Origin of the sequence: Tychonema sp. LEGE 06208 (assembly GCF_015207505.1) — a bacterium.
In the GTDB taxonomy this organism is placed as follows: Bacteria; Cyanobacteriota; Cyanobacteriia; order Cyanobacteriales; family Microcoleaceae; genus Microcoleus.
The window spans coordinates 1-18,785 of the sequence record NZ_JADEWT010000033.1 but is presented as its reverse complement, the minus strand read 5'-3'; the positions used below and the strand labels follow the sequence as shown (position 1 = coordinate 18,785).

Genomic DNA, 18,785 nt, shown 5'->3' with positions numbered 1-18,785 from the left:
GAAAATCTTGATGTCTGACGGACCCTACATAGGCTTTAACCATTGTCAGCGATCGCGCGGATTCGTTGAGTCGCATAGTCTCTGTGACCATTGAGGTGGGCGATCGCCTCCCCGCGATTGTACAACGTACCAAATAGGTCGAAAAGTCCAAAACCTTGATGTTTGATTTGATACGAAATCGGTTGCCCGGTCGTTACTAAACGCGCCCAATGCTCGCAATTCCAGCCTTGAACACCATAGTTCCATTGCTCGTGAAACGCCGGGACAGAAGCAATTAAATTGGTCAGAATTGCTGATCTATCGAGATAGGGAACTTTCAGGGCATCATGAAAATTATCCCCTAGCTTTTCGATAGCCAAGCGTCCTCTATCTGATGGACTGCCCGATCGCTCCGGCCCCCAACCGATCGCAAACACATCCGATAGAGTAACGCTGTAATGCCAATGCAAAACGCTATCGAACCGTTGCACTAGGCGACCACATCGACTCGATCGCGGTTGCCAACGTTTAAGAATTTCTTCAATGATCGCATCCTCGGTATTACTGATATTTTGTAACATTGGTAGTTTGTAATTAATAATTAGTAATCGATCGCTAGTGAGGAATAGGTAATGGGTTGTTAGTAACACTCATTACCCATTCCTCATTTTAAACCCTAGCTGCCGCCAATTCGGGCGACATCGCGAGCATTTTCTTCAAACGCAGCCGTCAGCGCATCATCACCGCTTAAACCCGATGCGATCGCCCTTTCAATGGCCTGCAACACCCGCTTGTAATCGCGCGGCATCACCTTCACAAACACCGGCACCATCTCATCCCACGCAGCCAGAACCTTCGATGCTTTCGCACTTCCAGTCAAATCAACATGAGTTTGAAGCATCAGCCGCAAATCAGCAATCTCCTCAACATCCTCCAGTTTTTCCAAATCCACCATCGACATATTGCAGCGAGTTGCAAAATCCCCCGCTTCATCCAAAATGTAAGCAACACCGCCACTCATACCCGCTGCAAAATTGCGCCCGGTTTCACCCAAAACTACAACTTTGCCGCCAGTCATGTACTCGCAACCGTGATCGCCCACACCTTCAACTACTGCGTTAACGCCGGAGTTGCGGACAGCGAAACGTTCGCCCGCCATCCCCCGGATGAAAACCTCGCCAGCGGTGGCTCCGTAAAGCACCACGTTGCCGACAATCACATTTTCTTCTGCGACAAAGGTAGAAGCCGGCGACGGATACAGGATGATTTTGCCGCCGCTGAGGCCCTTGCCCAAATAGTCGTTGGCTTCGCCTTCGAGCTCCAGGGTGACTCCCTTGGGTACGAATGCGCCAAAGCTTTGTCCCGCGCTACCTTGGAAGTGCAGGTGTACCGTGTCATCGGGTAAACCTTCCCAGTGGCGTTTGGTGATTTCGTTGCCGAGAATTGTGCCGACAACGCGGTTGATGTTGGTAATCGGCAGTTTGGCGTGCACTTTTTCGCCGTTTTCGATCGCACCTTTGCACAAATCCAGCAGTACACTGATATCCATCGACTTGGACAACCCGTGATCCTGCGCCATCTGACAGTAGCGCCCGACATCCGCCCCAACATCCGGCTGGTAAAGGATTTTCGAGAAATCCAAACCCTTGGCCTTCCAATGCGCCACAGCTTGCTGAGGTTCCAAAACATCAGTCCGCCCCACCATTTCATTCAGCGTGCGGAAACCCAACTGCGCCATAATTTCCCGGACTTCCTGGGCGACGAAGGTCATAAAGTTTACCGTGTGATCCGGATCGCCGGTAAAGTTTTTCCGCAGCAGCGGATCTTGGGTTGCAACACCCACCGGGCAAGTGTTCAGGTGACATACGCGCATCATGATGCAGCCCAATGTCACCAGCGGCGCGGTAGCAAATCCGAATTCCTCCGCACCAAGCAAGGCAGCAATTGCTACATCGCGGCCTGTTTTCATTTGTCCGTCGGTTTCGACAACAATCCGGCTGCGGAGATTATTGAGTACCAAAGTTTGATGAGTTTCGGCCAATCCCAACTCCCAAGGTAATCCGGCGTGTTTGATCGAAGTCTGCGGCGATGCGCCGGTACCGCCGTCGTAGCCGGAAATCAACACGACATCGGCGTGGGCCTTCGCAACCCCAGCGGCGATCGTCCCGACTCCCACTTCCGACACCAATTTGACGCTAATCCGCGCTTCCCGGTTGGAATTTTTCAAGTCGTGAATCAATTCGGCCAAATCCTCGATCGAATAAATGTCGTGGTGAGGAGGAGGCGAAATCAAACCCACACCAGGAGTCGAGTTCCGTACTTTCGCAATCCACGGGTATACTTTTTTACCCGGTAACTGTCCGCCTTCTCCGGGTTTTGCCCCCTGCGCCATCTTGATTTGCAGTTCCTTGGCTTGGGAAAGATACAAGCTGGTAACGCCGAAACGCCCGGAAGCAACTTGTTTGATCGCGCTGTTTTTCGAGTCGCCGCGATCGTTTGTCCAAGTATATCTTTCCGGATCTTCGCCGCCTTCACCAGTGTTCGATTTACCACCAATCCGGTTCATCGCTACAGCCAAAGATTCGTGGGCTTCTTGGGAAATTGAACCGTAACTCATCGCCCCAGTTTTGAAGCGTTTGAGAATAGATTCTACGGGTTCGACTTCCTCAATCGGGATTGATTCCCGCTGCTTGAATTGCAACAAACCGCGCAAGGTAAAATGCTGCTGGTTTTGTTCGTTTACCAGGGCGGAATACTTTTGGAAAAGCGGGTAACTTCCTTCGCGAACTGCTTGTTGTAGCGCGTGAATTGTCTGCGGGCTAAACAAATGCGCCTCGCCTTCTTTTCGCCACTGATATTCGCCGCCGACATCGAGAGTATGTCCGCTGCTGGGGCGTTCGGGGAAGGCGTGGGTGTGGCGCAAAATTGCTTCTCGGGCGATGACTTCCAAGTCTACACCTTCAATCCGGGAAGCTGTCCAAGCAAAGTATTTATCGACTACGGATTTGTTCAAGCCAATTGCTTCAAAAATCTGCGCGCCGCGATAACTTTGAATTGTGGAAATCCCGATTTTTGAGGCAACTTTGGTCACGCCTTTGGTGGCGGCTTTGATGTAGTTTTTGCAAGCTGTTTTGTAATCGACATTTAGCAGCAAACCTTGTTTGATCGAATCGGCGATCGTCTCGAAGGCCAAATAGGGATTAATTGCACCGCAACCATAGCCGATTAAAGTTGCAAAATGGTGCACTTCTCGCGGTTCGCCGGATTCGAGAACGAGTCCCGCCCGCGTGCGCGTACCTTGACGGATCAAGTGGTGGTGCAGGCCCGCAACTGCCAGCAGCGCCGGAATTGGGGCTTTGTCTGGACTGATACCCCGATCGCTCAAAATGATGATATTCACCCCAGAGGCTATCGCGCTATCTGCGGCTGCAAATACATCTTCTAATGCCTGTTCTAGACCTTTTACTCCGGTTTTTGGGTCGAACAAAATTGGCAGTGTAGTAGAGCGGAAATTACCTGTATTTACCTGTTTGAGTTTGGCCAATTCTTCATTGCTGAGAATTGGTGTTTTCAGTTCGATTAAATGACAGTTTTCCGGTTGCGGTTTGAGCAAATTGCCTTCAGCGCCGATCGTCGTTTCGGCAGAAGTGACAATTTCTTCGCGGATCGAATCGATCGGCGGATTGGTAACTTGAGCAAACAGTTGCTGGAAGTATTCGTAAAGCAGCTTTGGTCTGTTGGAAAGCACGGCTAGCGGCGTATCCGCGCCCATCGCCCCGACAGCTTCCACGCCGTTTGTTGCCATCGGCGCTAACAGCAACCGCAGTTCTTCAAAGGTGTAGCCAAAGGCCATTTGGCGCTGGATCAATGTTTCGGGGTCGGATTCTGCGACTGCTGGCGCATCTGGGAGTTTGGCAATCTCGACCATGTGCTGGTCAATCCACTGGCGGTACGGGTGTTCTGTGGCGATTTTGGTCTTAATTTCTTCGTCAGAAACGATGCGGCCTTCCTCAGTATTTACTAGGAACAACCGCCCCGGTTGCAGGCGGCCTTTTGATAGGATTCTTTCTGGGGCGATCGGCAAAACTCCGGCTTCGGATGCCATAATTACTAAGTCGTCTTTGGTGACGCAGTAGCGGGAAGGGCGCAAACCGTTGCGATCGAGCACTGCGCCGATCGATGTACCATCGGTAAATGCTATGGAAGCCGGGCCGTCCCAAGGTTCCATCAAGCAGGAATGGTATTCGTAGAAAGCTTTTTTCTCGTCACTCATGGACTCGTGGGCCGTCCAAGGTTCGGGAATCATCATCATTACGGCGTGGGGTAAAGAACGCCCGGCCAAATATAGCAATTCCAAAGCGTTGTCAAAGATTGTCGAGTCGCTACCTTCGATGTTGATTAAATTCGGGATTTTCTTTAAATCGTCTCCGAACAACTCCGACTCGAACAAGGATTGCCGCGCGTGCATCCAGTTGATGTTGCCGCGCATGGTGTTGATTTCGCCGTTGTGGGCGATGTACCGGTAAGGGTGCGATCGTTCCCAGCTCGGAAAAGTATTGGTGCTGAAGCGCGAGTGAACTAGGGCTAGAGCGCTTTCCATGTCGGGGTCGTGCAGTTCGGGATAGTAATCTCCCACTTGCACGGGCATTAACATACCTTTATAGACGATCGTCCGGCAGGAGAGTGTGGAATTATACCAATAGGGGTCTACTTCCGTCCTGCGGATGGCGTTGTGAGCGCGTTTGCGGATGACGTACAGTTTCCGCTCGAAGGCAGCCTCGTCGATACCTGCGGCGCGCCGGAGGAACACTTGCTGCATGAAGGGTTCGCTAGATTTGGCGGTGTCGCCCAGGGATGAGTTGTCTGTGGGAACTTCGCGCCAGCCGAGCACTTCCTGGCCTTCTTCTGCCGCGATTTCCTCAAATATGCGCTGGCCGTTTTCCCGTTCCGTCTGATTTGGCGATGAGTAAATCGCGCCAACTCCGTACTCGCCGGCTTCTGGAAGTTGGATGTTGAGGGCCGCCGTTACTTTTTTCATGAATTTGTGCGGCACTTGCATCAAAATTCCCGCTCCGTCTCCGGTGTTGGGTTCGCAGCCGCAGGCCCCCCGGTGGTCGAGGTTCAGCAGGATTGTTAGTCCCTGTTCGACGATTTCGTGGGATTTGTTTCCTTTCATGTGTACGATGAACCCGACTCCGCAAGCGTCGTGCTCGAACTGCGGATCGTAAAGGCCTTGTTTTGCTGGCAGTCCGTTGCTATTCATTTGGATAAGTCTCTCAAAGTGATCAAAAAATTGCGATCTAGAGCAGAGCGTGGGATGGCGATCGATCTAGTATGATGTATTATATATAGATTTACTGCATTGGGTAGATGCAGGAAAAAATTATTGCTGGTGCGATCGATCGTGCAAAAATATTTATAACCGATGAGTTAAGTGTTAGGAACTCCGGGCTAAATATTTATGCTGAAAAAATATCTAATTATTAGCGCGTCTAGATTGGAATGATTTTTTTACCGCAGAGAACGCAGAGAACGCAGAGTCAGAGAAGGGAGAGAAATAATTAGGATGTCAACTGACATCTTGCATCATTATTATAATACCATTAAACTTATTCAGGAAACATTTTCATGAACGGGCAAAAAATACTCCTAGATCCGGTTTTGCCGACAGAAGCAGAAACAATAGCTATCAAGTTGTTGGATAAAATGCTATCTCTCAAGACAGAAAAGGGTGATTCTGAGACATTAAAAGTAAAACTTGTGGAAGTGGGCGGGGAAGAAATCGCAGTTCCTGAATCTCTCTATCAATTGTTGTGTCAAGCCACACATTTGATGGCGGCTGGTAAAGCAGTATCTTTAGTGCCAATTGAGCAAGATATGACTGTTGAAGAAACTGCTAGTTTGCTGAATGTGTCACCAGAATTTGTGGTCAAATTGCTCGATGACGGGGAAATTGCCTATGGAAAAGTAGGAAATCAGCGACGGATTAGTTTGGCAAGTGCGATCGCGTACAAACAGCAGCGCAGTGTTAAGCGCCGTGAAATTCTCAAGGAATTAGCTGAGTTTAGCCAAGAAGAGGAATTGCATGAGACCAGAGTATACAGCTAGCAGGTTGATTCCTTATCCTGTTGTTTTGGATTCCTGCGTGATATTTCCTATGCACTTGCGCGATACGCTATTTCGTGCTGCGGAGATTGGGTTGTATGATTTATATTGGTCGCAAGAAATTTTAGACGGTGCAACTCGCAATCTTGTTAATACTGGAAGGATGAAAAGTGAGAGGGCGGCGCGTTTTGAGGCTGCACTTAAGGCAGCTTTTTCTAATGCAATGGTTGAAGTTCCAGAGAATTTGATTCAACAGATGACTAACGATCCAGGGGATCGCCATGTCTCTGCGGCTGCGGTAGTTGCTAAAGCTCAAGTTATTGTTACATCCAACCTGAGAGATTTTCCACGAGAGTCTTTAAATACTTGGGGAATTACAGCTATGCACCCCGATGTTTTTCTGAATCGTCTTTATGAGGTTGCACCGGATTAGATGGCTAATGTAGTCAGCAAACAAGTTGAGGATTTGAAAAATCCACCCCTGACTGTTGATGAATTACTTGTCAGGTTGAGGGAAGAAGTTCCGGTTTTTGCAGATAATATTCAACGCTATTATGAGAATATTTCGTAGATTGTAGTTAAGGGCGATCGCTATGCACAAAAATTCCCACAGTTCGATATTTCGGTCATTGTTATGCAAGCACCATCCAATCGCTTGGCAGATTGGAAGCCTTTAGCTCCCAAAGTTTTAGCCATTTTAGCAATGGCAACCAGAGAACAAGTTATGATTGTCAGTGCATAGCTTTAAGCAATACATTGTCTGCAATTTTTCCCAACCGCTGAACAAGCTGATTATTAAAATGAATGGCGATGGTGACAATGCCGTTACCGAAGTTACCTATAAACCTGCAGGACAACGAGTTTACATTAACAAAACCCACTATCTTGAAGGCATCGCATCCGAAGTTTGGGAGTTTCAAATTGGCGGTTATCAGGTGTTGGAAAAATGGCTGAAAGACCGCAAAAAAGCCAAACGCACTTTGTCCTTTGATGATGTGCTGCACTATCAAAAGGTGGTGGTGGCGCTCAAAGAAACTATGGAACTGATGGTAGAAATAGAGCGACTGATTCCTGGTTTTCCGATAGAGTAAAGTTCAGGACTTACTGACTCCGACAAAGAAACCGGGTTTTTACCGAATCTGTGTACAGTAACGAAGTTTTTTTGTAAAAAACCCGGTTTCTGGGGCTATGCGTAAGTCCTATTACGTTATAATTTAGCTAGAATATTCTATCTGTAAAAACGGGATAGTAAATAATGACACTCACCCAATTAAAAATCGATCTAGCCTCCTTAAATTCAGCCGACAAAGCAGCCGCTATAGAAATTTTACTTCAAACTTTAACCAACGGTTCTCTAGGCATTAAAAAGACTCCCGGCGTGTGTGGCGGCGATGCCTGTGTTGGCAATACTCGCATACCAGTTTGGTCACTGGTGTGCGATCGACGTTTAGGTGCTTCCGATGGTATCATCCTAGAATCATTTCCCGATCTAACCGCCGCTGACTTGGTAAATGCTTGGGCTTATGCTGATGCTTATCCAGAGGAAATTGAACAGGCAATTAAAGAAAATGATGAAGTTATGGAAGAAAGCGAGGTTTATTAAAAGTTGGCACGTTTTTACACAGATGAAAACTTCCCGCTAGCAGTCGTAGAATTATTACGGGCTTTGGGTCACGATGTATTAACAGCGAGGGAAGCAGGGAATGCAAATCTTCAAATTCCTGACGAAGATGTGTTAGCTTTTGCTGCAAGCAATTACCGAACAGTTTTAACGCGAAATCGCCGTCATTTCATGCGATTACACCTTCAAAACTCTGACCATAGTGGTATTGTTGTTTGCACGGAAGACCCGAATTTTGAAAGGCTGGCAACGCGAATTAATGATGCTATTTCTACCCTGAATACTTTGAGTGGTAAATTGATTCGAGTTAACCGTCCTTTGATGTGAAAAAAAGCAGTAGCTTGCGGGGCCTGGGCGCGATCGCCCTTGTTAAATCCACAGCAATTGTGAGATTATGTACGTAGCCTTGACTGCGTATAGAATCACAATTATGTTGAAATGCGTAAGTTCTGTGAAGAGTTGATGTAGATTGGTAAATTCGATCGCATACCGGGTGACAGTAGCTAGGGTAATTTTGCTATGGTTGTTAAGGCAGGTCGATCGGGCTGATAAGATTTCTCGGTAAAACTGTACAGTTCGCTAACTCGTCCGCGCGGGTGGGCTGCGATTTTAACAACAAATTAGCTGCCCTCAAAACCCAACGTCGTTTACCAAAGGATTCAGAAAGCAATCCTCAAGGAGTCAAAATCATGGTTCAAACTCAAGAAATTTCTCAAATATCTACTCTGCTGGCATCAGCAGCATCCAACGGAATAGCCGCTACAGAATTGCGCCCTTGGGGCTCGTTTACCACCCTAGAAGAAGGCCCTGGATATAAAATTAAGCGAATCGAAGTTAAACCCGGACACCGCCTCAGCCTGCAAATGCACCACCACCGCAGCGAACACTGGATCGTAGTTTGCGGTACCGCAAAAGTTACCTGCGGCGAAACAGAACAAGTTTTGTTTACAAATCAATCTACCTACGTTCCTCAGTGCATTTCTCACCGCTTGGAAAACCCCGGAGTTATTCCCCTGATTTTAATTGAAGTACAAAACGGCGAATATCTCGGAGAAGATGATATTATCCGCTTTCAAGACGATTACGCCCGCACCGAAAAAGCCAAGTAACTGATTAACTGGTTATTTGTTATTTGTTATTTGTTGTTTGTTATTTGTTATTTGTTGTTTGTTATTTGTTATTTGTTGTTTGTTATTTGTTATTCGCACAAATCAGTAACCAATAATCAGTAACCAATAACCAGTAACTAATAACCAGTAACCAGTAACCAGTAACCAGTAACCAGTAACCAATAACCAGTAACCAGTAACCAATAACTAATAACCAATCATGATTAATCTGAGCCCAACAGCAGCCACAGAAGTAAAGCGCCTCAAGTCAAAACATTCAAACCGCAATGCTTTATTTCGTCTGGGCGTAGAATCGAGCGGCTGCTCCGGTTTATCCTATACAATGGCATTTGACGATGCCGCCAGCCCAGAAGACACTGTATACGAGTCCGAGGGAATTCAAGTAGCGATCGACCCCCAGCACTTAAAATATCTCAATCAACTAACCTTAGATTATTCAGAAGACTTGATGGGCGGAGGTTTCCGGTTCCACAATCCCAATGCAGCCCAAAGCTGTAGCTGCGGCAACTCCTTTTCTGCAAAAGAATAATCAAACAGCAGTCAGTCGCAGACAATTCTTCAATCTCCAAGAAACCCACGGCATTCGCAACCAAATTTTCTTAAAATCATCTCCGTTTATCCGCGTTACATCTGCTGAAAATCTGCGGTTTTCAGAGTAAAATATCGCTCCAATATAGCGGTTCTCACAAAAGTACCGTCAGGAATGCGAAACTATTGTATTGGGAAACGAAGATGTTTTGACAGTAGCCGAACTTTTTCCCGGTTGGGAATTGCCAATTTGTCAACTGTGGCCGCCTATTTTTACTGAAGCAGAAACTCAAGCATAATTTCGCATTTTAATATAAGTAATTTGAACGAACCGCGAAGACGCAAAGGACGCGAAAGAAGAGAATAGAAATTCTTTGTTAGCAAATTTGGGAGAAGCGCTAGAAAAAAACTGCGGCCACAGCATCAAAGCTTCCTATCTTTCCGCCTTTCATATTGCTAAAAAAATCTAACGCTTTTTCTCTTTTCTTCCTTCGCGTCCTTTGCGTCTTCGCGGTTTATAAAAAAAATCAAAGTCCCGCCAAAATTTCTATATACAATTAACACACCAAACAGTACAATTTGAGGTTAATTTAAAAATAGTTAATTAATGAAACTGAGAACTCGCAAATTATGGTTCAGTATAATATTTTGTAGCTTTAACCCGATCGCCCCCAGCATCACCCCCAGCATAGCCCAAATCGTCCCCGATGCCACGCTGCCAGTCAATTCTACTGTGACAGTCAGCGGCAAAAACAGCTCGATAGAGGGCGGTACGACAGCCGGAAGCAACCTATTTCACAGTTTTCGAGAATTTTCGGTTTTGACGGGAAACACGGCTGTTTTCAACAATTCCGCAGACATCCAAAATATTTTTACCCGCGTTACCGGCGGCTCGATTTCTAATATTGACGGCGAGTTGAAGGCTAACGGGGCTGCAAATCTATTTTTGCTCAATCCTAACGGGATTATTTTTGGCCCGAATGCTTCGTTAGATATTGGCGGTTCGTTTTTGGCGACTACGGCGAATGCTGTAGATTTTGGCGGTGGGGCGAATTTCTCGGCCACTTTTGCTCGACAAAATACGCCTTTGTTAATCGTTAGCGTGCCTCTGGGCCTGCAATACGGACAGTCTTCTGGAAGTATAGTAAATCGATCGACCGACGGATTGCAAGTGCGATCGGGCAACAGTCTGATACTTGCCGGCGGCGATGTGAGATTCGACGGCGGAAAAATCTTGGCACCGGGCGGCCGAGTCGAACTCGCGGCCGTTTCAGCAGGGGAAACTGTCGGGCTGAATGCCTTCGGTAACAATGTGAGTTTAAATTTTCCGGCGCAGATAGCCAGAGCCAATATATCTCTCACAAACGGCGCTGACGTGAATGTACGCGCTGGAGGTGGCGGGGATATAGTTGTCAACACTCATAACTTGAATTTTTCAGAAGGAAGTAAACTGCAGGCGGGGATAGCGGAAATATTGGGTGCGCCTGATGCCTTGGCGGGAGACATTAATGTTAATGCGACGGGGGCTATCACTTTTGATGGAGTCGGTAACAGCGATGTACCCAGCGGTGCGTACAATCTGGTGACAGTCGAAGCTGTTGGTGAAGGGGGTGATATTAATATCACAGCCGAAACACTTTCTTTAACTAATGGAGCTCAAGTAAAAGCCAGCACATTAGGAGAGGGAAATGCCGGCAATGTTAACATTCGTATTCGCAATGTCAGCTCCTTTGAGGGTGCGGATACTAACGGCAACCTCAGCGGCGTTTACAGCAGAGCGGAAGCTAACGAAGCAGTGGGTAATGGAGGAAATATTAACATCTCGACTGGTTCCCTTTTCGTCACAAACGGTGCTGTGATTACAGCTAGCACTCAAGGACGCGGCAATGCAGGAAATGTCGAGATTTACGTCCGCAACGATACTGTTTTGGATGGATTGGGGCCGTTACAGGAAATTATTTACGCATCTGGCGAAGTGCTTCAATTCCAACAATCCAGCGGTTTGTTCAGCAGTGTCAAAAGAACAGGAGTCGGTGAAGGTGGAAATATTCGCGTCACCACTGGCTCTCTGTCGATCGCAAATGGTGGTGTTATTGTTACCAGAACAGAAGGGCAGGGGCGAGCTGGAAATATTACAGTGAATGCTGCTGATTTCGTTACTGTTGATGGGGTAGGTTCAGATAACTCATCTAGTGCTTTGCTAGCTCCAACAGAACCAGGGGCTGGTGGCAGAGGTGGAGACATTACAATTAATACTAATATTTTTCGAGTTTCAGATGGAGCGGTTGTTAACTCTCAAACCCAGAACGAATATCTTGGGGGAAATATCACCATTAACTCCAATATCTTTGAAGCTCGTGGTGGCGGACAGGCGATCGCCACAACTCGCAGCAGCGGTCAAGCTGGTAATTTGACAGTGAATGCTGCTGATAAAATTGTTCTCTCTGGGAGCGATCACAACTTCCCCGATCGAGCCTCGCTATTCAATACAAACATCGTCGGTAACAATGAAGGTGCCGCTAGCGGACTATTTGCTAGTACGGGGAAAGATTCCGCAGGTGCAGGCGGCAATTTAAATATTATAACCGGCCAGTTAATAGTTAGAGATGGAGCTAAAGTTACTGTCAGTGCGGACGGCAAAGGAGCGGCCGGAAATTTGAGAGTTGCGGCAGACTCAATTCGTTTAAATAATGGCACGATATCAGCCACAACTCAAGCCGGAAACTTTGGCAACATCACCTTGCAAACTGGAAATTTGCAAATGCGTCGTAACAGTCAAATTACTACTAATGCGTCTGGAACTGCGACTGGCGGCAATATTAATATCGAAGCTGGGGCTGTAGCTGCTTTAGAAAATAGCGACATCCGCGCTAACGCAGTCCGAGGCCGAGGCGGAAATATTATCATTACTGCAGAAGGCATTTTTCAATCTTTAGACAGCGACATCGACGCCAGTTCAGAATTAGGAATTGACGGCAATGTCGAACTCAGAACACCCGATACTGACCCCGTAAAAGGATTAAATCAACCAGAAATCCTCGGAGTTCCCCCGGCACCTGCACAAACTTGTCAAACTAGAGGCCAAAGGACAAGTCGGTTTGTCATCACCGGGCGCGGCGGTTTGCCCCCTAGTCCCAGGGAACGAGTCAGCAGCGAGCATAATTTTGAGGCCGTGAAGGAGCCGATTGTGGAGGCTCAAGGCTGGATAATTAATGCTAAGGGGGAGATTGAATTGGTGGCAAATTCGGCTGCTGTGGTTCCTTACAGCCCTGGGAGAGCGCCTGTTTGCCACTGATTCGCGATCGATATATCTTGTGCGGCGGGCTTTGAACCAGGCCCTAAAAATGCTGTTTCTTTTGATCTCATTGTCGATCCTAAGTGAACAGTATTGTAAAAAAGCGGACGGTCGTCCGCACTGCGAACCAATCAATTTTAGACCGGACAGGATTTAAGACCGTTTCCCTCCCGGTATCGCCGCTCAATTCACCGCCGGAACTGGTGATTCTACAGGTCGAATAATTGGCGGTTTATTCGTAGATTTTTCTTGAAAAACTGCCTTGAGTGCTAAGTCTAGATTTTCGGCCATGACGATGCGGTTTTCGTAGGCAACAATAACTCTGACTAAAGTTGGCAAACTATTGCGCTCAGCTTCTAAATAAAGAGGTTCAACGTACAGCAAAGATTGTTCTATTGGAATGACTAATAAATTTCCTTGAATTGCTTTTGAACCCTGGCGATTCCAGAGAGATATTTGTTCGGAAATAACCGGATCTTGATTGATTAATGCTTCTATTTGTTCCGGCCCGTAAACTAATCGCTGTTTGGGAAACTGGTATAACAGCAATTTTCCGTAGTTTTTGTCGTCCGATCGCCCTGCAATCCAAGCAATTAAATTGTTGCGCCCTACTGGTGTAAATGGCAGCAGCAAAATAAACTCTTCGGAAGTTTCCGTCGGCAGTTTCGTAATCAAATAGTACGGTGCTACCGGCTGCTGTTCGCTGCCGTAAATTTCCATAGGAACTCGCCACAAATCCTCCCGATTGTAAAATACCTGCGGGTCTTCCATGTGATAAGTTAGCAAGCGTTCTGATTGAACGTTTAACAAATCTACGGGATACCTAATATGTTTGCGGATAGCCAGAGGCATTTGGTCAAGGGGTTTGAATAGTCCGGGAAATATCTGAGCCCAACTGTTGATAATCGGGTCTGAGGGATTGGCAACATAGAAGTCAACCGAGCCGTGGTAAGCGTCAATGACTACTTTTACTGAGTTGCGGATGTAGTTAAATTCATTTTGACCCGGATCTGAATACGGGTAGCGATCGCTCGCTGTATAGGCATCGATAATCCAGTAAAGATAGTTAGGAGGATCGTCACTATTAGTATTTGAGGAAGATGGCTGATTTTTATTACCATTTTTATTGTTATTTTTTTCTATATCATCTTTACTCAGATTGGCGTTTGCTACTACCAAATAGGGGTCGGAATCGTAGCGCAAAAAAGGAGCGATCGCCTGAACTCTTTGGTTAATGTTTCGGCGGTACAATAATTTAGTTTCGGGCGTAAAATTGCGAGTCAGCGCCATTTGCCAATTTTTGAGATAATTAGCAAACAGCCAGCGCCGCCACAGAGAACCGATCGCAATTCCGCCTCTGCCGTTGTAATTGTTGTAAACATTTTCTTCGCCGCTGGGATAGTCGAATTCCTTGACTTGTGTCGGTGTCATCACGTTTGTATCTGTGAGGGCACCGTAGTAAATGCGCGGATAGCCGATCGGGAGACTCACCCTAATTCGATCGCTAGTTATATCTAAAGCAGTCTCTCCTTTCTCGGCTGGAACTCCAATATCTTTAACAAAATAATCGGGTAAACCGCCGACACCGACTGTGTTTACGGGAGAAAGAGTAAAGCCGTAACCGTGCGTGTACACCAGATGTTCGTTCACCCAAGTTTGAGCTTCCGGCGCAACTGCTGCATAATCTAGTTCCCGCGCCGCCAGAATTACTTGTTGGCTTTCAGTATCTCCCTTTTTTGCGGTTTTCTTTTTGATCGTGTAGCGATCGATATCCGCATCAGGAAATGTATAATACGGTCTGATTTGCTGTAACTGTCGGTTGGTTTCCAGCAGCGGCCGCTTGTCCCACAGCCGGATGTTGCTAACAGTTAGTTGATTTCTTTCTAAGTCTTCGTATGTAAGTTTCCCGGCCGGATCGAAAGTTTTTATTTCGATTTGCTTGAGACCGAAAGCTTCTTGAGTAAAGGCAATGCTGCGCTTGATGTACGGCTGTTCTCGCACTATTTCGTTGGGCTTGACTAGCAGTTGCTGCACAATTTTTGGCAGCAGCCAACCTCCCAAAACACTCAAAATTATCCACACTAAAATAATCTTTTTAATCAGTTTATTGGGAGTTTTGAATTGCCAAACCTGGTACAGCATCAAAAGTGCGATCGCCCCAGCCAACACGCTCAACAATCCGTAGACGGGCAGCCGCACCGTCACATCAGCGTAATTCGCTCCGTAGGTAACGTCTCCGCGCGAGTACATCAATGCGTACCGCCCCAGGCAGTACCGGAGTGCGGTGGCTAACATGAAAGCTGCACCTAAGCCGTACAAATGGCGCTGCTGCGATCGCGAAAACCCCAAAAATCTACCTTTACTCAGGCTATCTCCCGACAGCAAATATGTTAAAGCACCAGAGACTAAACCGTACAAAAATACAACTGTCAGCCCTAAGCTTAGCAACTCTAAAATTGGAAAAATAAATACATAAAAGCTAATATTTTGGTTAAAAATAGGGTCGGTTGTATTAAAATTAGTAGGGTGGAAATATTGCAAAACATTTGTCCAGCGACTGACGGCAACAATCCCGATCGCCACACTAAGAAAAAGAGCGATCGCCCGCAGCCAAAAATCCGGCTTAATTGCCACAGCTAACATTGTCCCCACCAGCAAGCCCAACTGCCACCGCCCAGAAAATAGCTGTACCAGCCCTGGCTGAATTGACTCAATTCCTAACTTTATGGGCAGTGGAGGCACATTGCCCCCTATACCCAGATAGGTGAGGCTGTTGGCAGCTAACAGCCCGCAGTGAATTACTGTCAAAGTGGCGATCGAACTCAATCCGAATACCGCCAACAGCAGCCAATAAAAAGTAATTTGAGATTTAGCAACAGGTAATTCGTCGTAATTCTTCCCCGTTTTGTTCGCCCAGGGCGAAGTGAATAGCCCCGCCGCCCCCGGCGATTTGATTTCCTCAGCCGGATGTTGCAGGCGGCGCGCCAAAGCCAAATTTCCCAGCAAAAAGGCAGAAGAAACCGTAATTGCGATCGTCCCCAGCAACCCTTGAGTTGTCAGCTTCAACAGCAAAACCTGAAGATATCCCACTTCCTGAAACCAGAAAATTTCTGCCGCAATACGAGAGGAAAATTCAAAAATTAACCACAGCCCTACAAGCAATAAAATTAATTGATAAATTCGCTTAATAGTCATTAATAATTATTTGAAAATAGTCATTAGTCAGTAGTCATTAGTCATTAGTCATTAGTCATTAGTCCTTAGTCCTTAGTCATTAGTCATTAGTCATTTTAGCCGAAGAGCGAAGTCGCAGGCTAGTCATTAGTTGGGAATAGTCATTAGTTGAGAATAATTGATAATTTTCAACAATAACAAGCGACCAATGACTAATAACGTTCGCGAGTGGAGACAGCACTAATGACTAATGACCAATGACTAAGGACTAATGACCAGCTAGCTGTACTGCTGATTGACATCCACATCCAAATTAAACAGCGTTTGCAAAGTCTGCATCGCTTGTCTGCGTGCCTCAATATCCTGCTGAGCGCGCAACTGTACCATCGGATCGTGCAAAATTTTATTTACAATCCCCCTTGTTAAAGATTCAATCACATCTTGATGTTTCTCCGAAAATTCAGAGCCCAGACGCGACAAAGCTTTTTCTAACTCTTGTTCCCGAATCAATTCTATCTTATCCCGCAAACAGCTAATAGTAGGAACAGTTTCCAGACTGCGCCACCAGACATCAAAAGCCTCTACTTCCTGTTCCAGCAAGCCCTGAGCTTCCATTGCCATTTTGCGGCGGCTTTCGTGATTTTGAGCTACCACTGCTTTCAAATCGTCCACATTAAACGACTTGACATGAGCGATTTCCTTCGCGTCCGAATCAACGTTGCGCGGCACTGAAATGTCCACCAACATCAAAGGGCGGTTCACGATTAAAACAGCTTCTAATTTAGCTTTATTTAACAGCGGATCTGTAGCAGCCGTACAGGTAAAAACCAAGTCAGAATCTGCAATTACCTGCATCATTTCCGACAGCAGATACAAGTGCAATTGGGCATCTTTAAAGTGATTGGCTAACTCCTGGCCGCCCCGCACGGATCGATTGACGATCGCAATATGGCTCGCTCCTTTCGAGAGCAAATGCTGCACCAAAAGCCGCGACATTTTACCAGCACCGATAATCGCAATGCGGCTGCTAGCTAAATGCTGACCTTTCAATTGAGCCAATTCTGCCGCCGCCGAACTGATCGACACCGCACCCGTACCGATGCTAGTTTCGGTGCGAACTCGCTTCCCTGCTGTGAGAGCTTGCTTGAACAAACGCTCTAAAATTCTGCCCACACCTTTGTACTGCTGGGCGAGTTTGTGAGTTTGTTTCACCTGAGCCAAAATTTGTCCTTCTCCCAGCACCAAACTATCGAGGCCAGAAGCAACTCGCATCAAGTGCATCACCGCATCTTCGTGCAGCAAAATAAACAGGTGAGGGCGCAAAGACAGCAAGGGAACTTTGCTGCATTCAGAAAGAAACTGAATCACCTCTCGCACTCCAGGCTCCGACTCGCTGGTAACAATATAAATTTCTAAGCGGTTGCAAGTGCTGAGGATGGCAACTTCTTGAATGTGGGGGTAGCCGCGCAATTGGGCGATCGCCGCTTCAATCTTCTGTTCTGGAATGCTCAGTTTTTCACGAACTTCAACCGGGGCTGTTTTGTGGCTGAGACCTACGACTGCAATATTCATATCTGTGATTTGTCACTATTTATTTCTTACTTGTTAACAGTCACCTGTTATTAGTTCTTAGTTTATCGCTAATTACCAATCACGGGTGACTGTTAACAGCTAACAGTCAACAGTCAACAGCTAACAGTCAACAGTCAACAGTCAACAGTCAACAGCCAACAGTTAACCGCTAACTAATGACTAATTCAATTGCAGAGATTTCGGCTGGTCAAACATATGGATAGTATCCACAAACCGAGCAGTTTTCGACTGAGAAGAAATTACCAAACTCTCAGTACGAGCGCCGCCGCCAAAGAAGCGAACTCCATCCATCAGCGTTCCGGGAGTAATTCCGCAAGCTGCAAACAGAACAGTTTCTCCAGATGCCAACTCTTCAGCATTGTAAATCTTATCTGGGTCTGTGATACCCATTTCTTTAAGGCGGGCGAGATTGCTCTCTTTGCTTTCACCGATCAAACCAGTTTTGACAACAGCCGGATCGTAAATTAACTGCCCTTGGAAGTGACCGCCCAAGCAGCGCATTGCTGCTGCAGAAATCACACCTTCGGGTGCTGCGCCAATACCCATCAGTGCGTGGATGTTGGAACCAGAAAACGCGCAAGAAATCGCTGCCGAAACGTCGCCGTCGCTGATCAGTCTAACTCTTGAACCCGCTTGCCGAATTTCATTAATTAAATCTTTGTGCCGGGGGCGATCCATCACCACCACCACCAAATCTTCAATACTGCGGCCGAGGCAATCAGAGATAATTTTGAGGTTTTCAGTTGGCGTTTTGCGAATATCTACATGATTCTTAGCAGCCGCAGGAGCAGCCAATTTGTTCATGTAGAAATCCGGTGCAGCAAACAAACCACCTTTTTCAGAGATTGCCAAAACTGCCATCGAACCGTTTTGACCGTAAGCAACCAGGTTAGTACCTTCGCAGGGGTCAACAGCGATGTCAATTTCGATCAATTCATCGATGTTGCAGACATCTTTAGCATCTTCGCGAGTACAAATACCTACTTGTTCGCCAATGTAAAGCATGGGTGCGTCGTCGCGTTCCCCTTCACCGATCACGATGCGGCCGCGCATATGAATTTTGTTCATGCGCTCGCGCATGGCTTCTACAGCCACTCTGTCGGCTTCATCTTTTTCGCCTTTGCCCATCAAGCGAGCGGAGGCGATAGCTGCCTGCTCGACTACTTCGATAATCTCTAAACCGATTACATTGTCCACGAACTATATCCTCCCAACTGAGTCCTGCGTGCCTTGTGCTCTTTTGCACTCCCAGCCATCAAGTTTATCAGAGGCGGGGATCTCTGCGAGCGTAAGCACTTGCTTTGTTTGTGTTAACTTTTGCTTCTTTCAGACTCGGAGGGGAGATGGGGGAGATGGGGAC

At 46.9% G+C, this 18,785-nt stretch carries 14 protein-coding genes; 9 read left to right on the top strand and 5 right to left on the bottom strand.

Features of this window, described 5'->3' with window-relative positions; translation table 11 throughout:
* Positions 1–35 precede the first annotated feature (35 nt).
* Positions 36–560, bottom strand: a complete 525-nt coding sequence (locus IQ263_RS11300) for a hypothetical protein (RefSeq protein WP_194067511.1) — start codon at positions 558–560, stop codon at positions 36–38.
* 95 nt (positions 561–655) lie between these two features.
* The gene (gene gltB / locus IQ263_RS11295; RefSeq protein ID WP_194067510.1) at positions 656–5,242 is read right to left on the bottom strand and encodes a glutamate synthase large subunit; all 4,587 of its coding nucleotides are present in this window, start codon (positions 5,240–5,242) and stop codon (positions 656–658) included.
* A 365-nt stretch (positions 5,243–5,607) separates the two neighbouring features.
* Here gltB and IQ263_RS11290 point away from each other — a divergent pair, with 365 nt between their 5' ends.
* The 9 genes from IQ263_RS11290 (at position 5,608) to IQ263_RS11245 (ending at position 12,658) form a co-directional block, all read left to right on the top strand.
* Positions 5,608–6,087: a helix-turn-helix domain-containing protein gene (locus tag IQ263_RS11290; protein ID WP_194067509.1), complete on the top strand. Its 480-nt coding sequence runs from the start codon at positions 5,608–5,610 to the stop codon at positions 6,085–6,087.
* Complete coding sequence (locus IQ263_RS11285) at positions 6,065–6,517, top strand: PIN domain-containing protein (protein ID WP_194067508.1); 453 nt, start codon at positions 6,065–6,067, stop codon at positions 6,515–6,517. The genes IQ263_RS11290 and IQ263_RS11285 overlap by 23 nt, the downstream gene beginning before the upstream one ends.
* Positions 6,518–6,655 (top strand): VapC50 family PIN domain-containing toxin, encoded by a 138-nt coding sequence (locus IQ263_RS11280; protein WP_194067507.1) that lies wholly within the window; start codon positions 6,518–6,520, stop codon positions 6,653–6,655. It begins immediately after the preceding gene.
* 163 nt (positions 6,656–6,818) lie between these two features.
* Positions 6,819–7,175 (top strand): type ISP restriction/modification enzyme, encoded by a 357-nt coding sequence (locus IQ263_RS11275; protein WP_370589095.1) that lies wholly within the window; start codon positions 6,819–6,821, stop codon positions 7,173–7,175.
* A gap of 164 nt (positions 7,176–7,339) precedes the next feature.
* A complete protein-coding gene (locus IQ263_RS11270) occupies positions 7,340–7,687 on the top strand; it encodes a DUF433 domain-containing protein (protein WP_194067505.1) in 348 nt (115 codons plus the stop codon).
* A gap of 3 nt (positions 7,688–7,690) precedes the next feature.
* Positions 7,691–8,032: a DUF5615 family PIN-like protein gene (locus tag IQ263_RS11265; RefSeq protein WP_194067504.1), complete on the top strand. Its 342-nt coding sequence runs from the start codon at positions 7,691–7,693 to the stop codon at positions 8,030–8,032.
* Between the two features lie 362 nt (positions 8,033–8,394).
* The gene (locus IQ263_RS11260) at positions 8,395–8,814 is read left to right on the top strand and encodes a phosphomannose isomerase type II C-terminal cupin domain (protein WP_194012284.1); all 420 of its coding nucleotides are present in this window, start codon (positions 8,395–8,397) and stop codon (positions 8,812–8,814) included.
* 220 nt (positions 8,815–9,034) lie between these two features.
* Complete coding sequence (locus tag IQ263_RS11255; RefSeq protein WP_194012285.1) at positions 9,035–9,364, top strand: HesB/IscA family protein; 330 nt, start codon at positions 9,035–9,037, stop codon at positions 9,362–9,364.
* Between the two features lie 606 nt (positions 9,365–9,970).
* Positions 9,971–12,658, top strand: a complete 2,688-nt coding sequence (locus IQ263_RS11245) for a two-partner secretion domain-containing protein (protein ID WP_194067503.1) — start codon at positions 9,971–9,973, stop codon at positions 12,656–12,658.
* Between the two features lie 183 nt (positions 12,659–12,841).
* Here the strand turns inward: IQ263_RS11245 and IQ263_RS11240 are convergent, their stop codons facing one another.
* The 3 genes from IQ263_RS11240 to glpX all read right to left on the bottom strand — a co-directional run bounded on the left by IQ263_RS11240 (position 12,842) and on the right by glpX (position 18,622).
* Positions 12,842–15,853: a UPF0182 family protein gene (locus IQ263_RS11240; RefSeq protein WP_194067502.1), complete on the bottom strand. Its 3,012-nt coding sequence runs from the start codon at positions 15,851–15,853 to the stop codon at positions 12,842–12,844.
* A gap of 258 nt (positions 15,854–16,111) precedes the next feature.
* Complete coding sequence (locus IQ263_RS11235; protein WP_194067501.1) at positions 16,112–17,404, bottom strand: glutamyl-tRNA reductase; 1,293 nt, start codon at positions 17,402–17,404, stop codon at positions 16,112–16,114.
* A 180-nt stretch (positions 17,405–17,584) separates the two neighbouring features.
* Positions 17,585–18,622 carry a class II fructose-bisphosphatase gene (glpX, locus tag IQ263_RS11230; RefSeq protein WP_194067500.1) on the bottom strand — a complete coding sequence of 346 codons (1,038 nt, stop codon included), beginning with the start codon at positions 18,620–18,622 and terminating at the stop codon, positions 17,585–17,587.
* Positions 18,623–18,785 lie beyond the last annotated feature (163 nt).

Coding starts and splice junctions, on each gene's coding strand:
- IQ263_RS11300 (WP_194067511.1), bottom strand. CDS start 560: ATGTTACAAAATATCAGTAATACCGAGGATGCGATCATTGAAGAAATT.
- gltB (WP_194067510.1), bottom strand. CDS start 5,242: ATGAATAGCAACGGACTGCCAGCAAAACAAGGCCTTTACGATCCGCAG.
- IQ263_RS11290 (WP_194067509.1), top strand. CDS start 5,608: ATGAACGGGCAAAAAATACTCCTAGATCCGGTTTTGCCGACAGAAGCA.
- IQ263_RS11285 (WP_194067508.1), top strand. CDS start 6,065: ATGAGACCAGAGTATACAGCTAGCAGGTTGATTCCTTATCCTGTTGTT.
- IQ263_RS11280 (WP_194067507.1), top strand. CDS start 6,518: ATGGCTAATGTAGTCAGCAAACAAGTTGAGGATTTGAAAAATCCACCC.
- IQ263_RS11270 (WP_194067505.1), top strand. CDS start 7,340: ATGACACTCACCCAATTAAAAATCGATCTAGCCTCCTTAAATTCAGCC.
- IQ263_RS11260 (WP_194012284.1), top strand. CDS start 8,395: ATGGTTCAAACTCAAGAAATTTCTCAAATATCTACTCTGCTGGCATCA.
- IQ263_RS11255 (WP_194012285.1), top strand. CDS start 9,035: ATGATTAATCTGAGCCCAACAGCAGCCACAGAAGTAAAGCGCCTCAAG.
- IQ263_RS11245 (WP_194067503.1), top strand. CDS start 9,971: ATGAAACTGAGAACTCGCAAATTATGGTTCAGTATAATATTTTGTAGC.
- IQ263_RS11240 (WP_194067502.1), bottom strand. CDS start 15,853: ATGACTATTAAGCGAATTTATCAATTAATTTTATTGCTTGTAGGGCTG.
- IQ263_RS11235 (WP_194067501.1), bottom strand. CDS start 17,404: ATGAATATTGCAGTCGTAGGTCTCAGCCACAAAACAGCCCCGGTTGAA.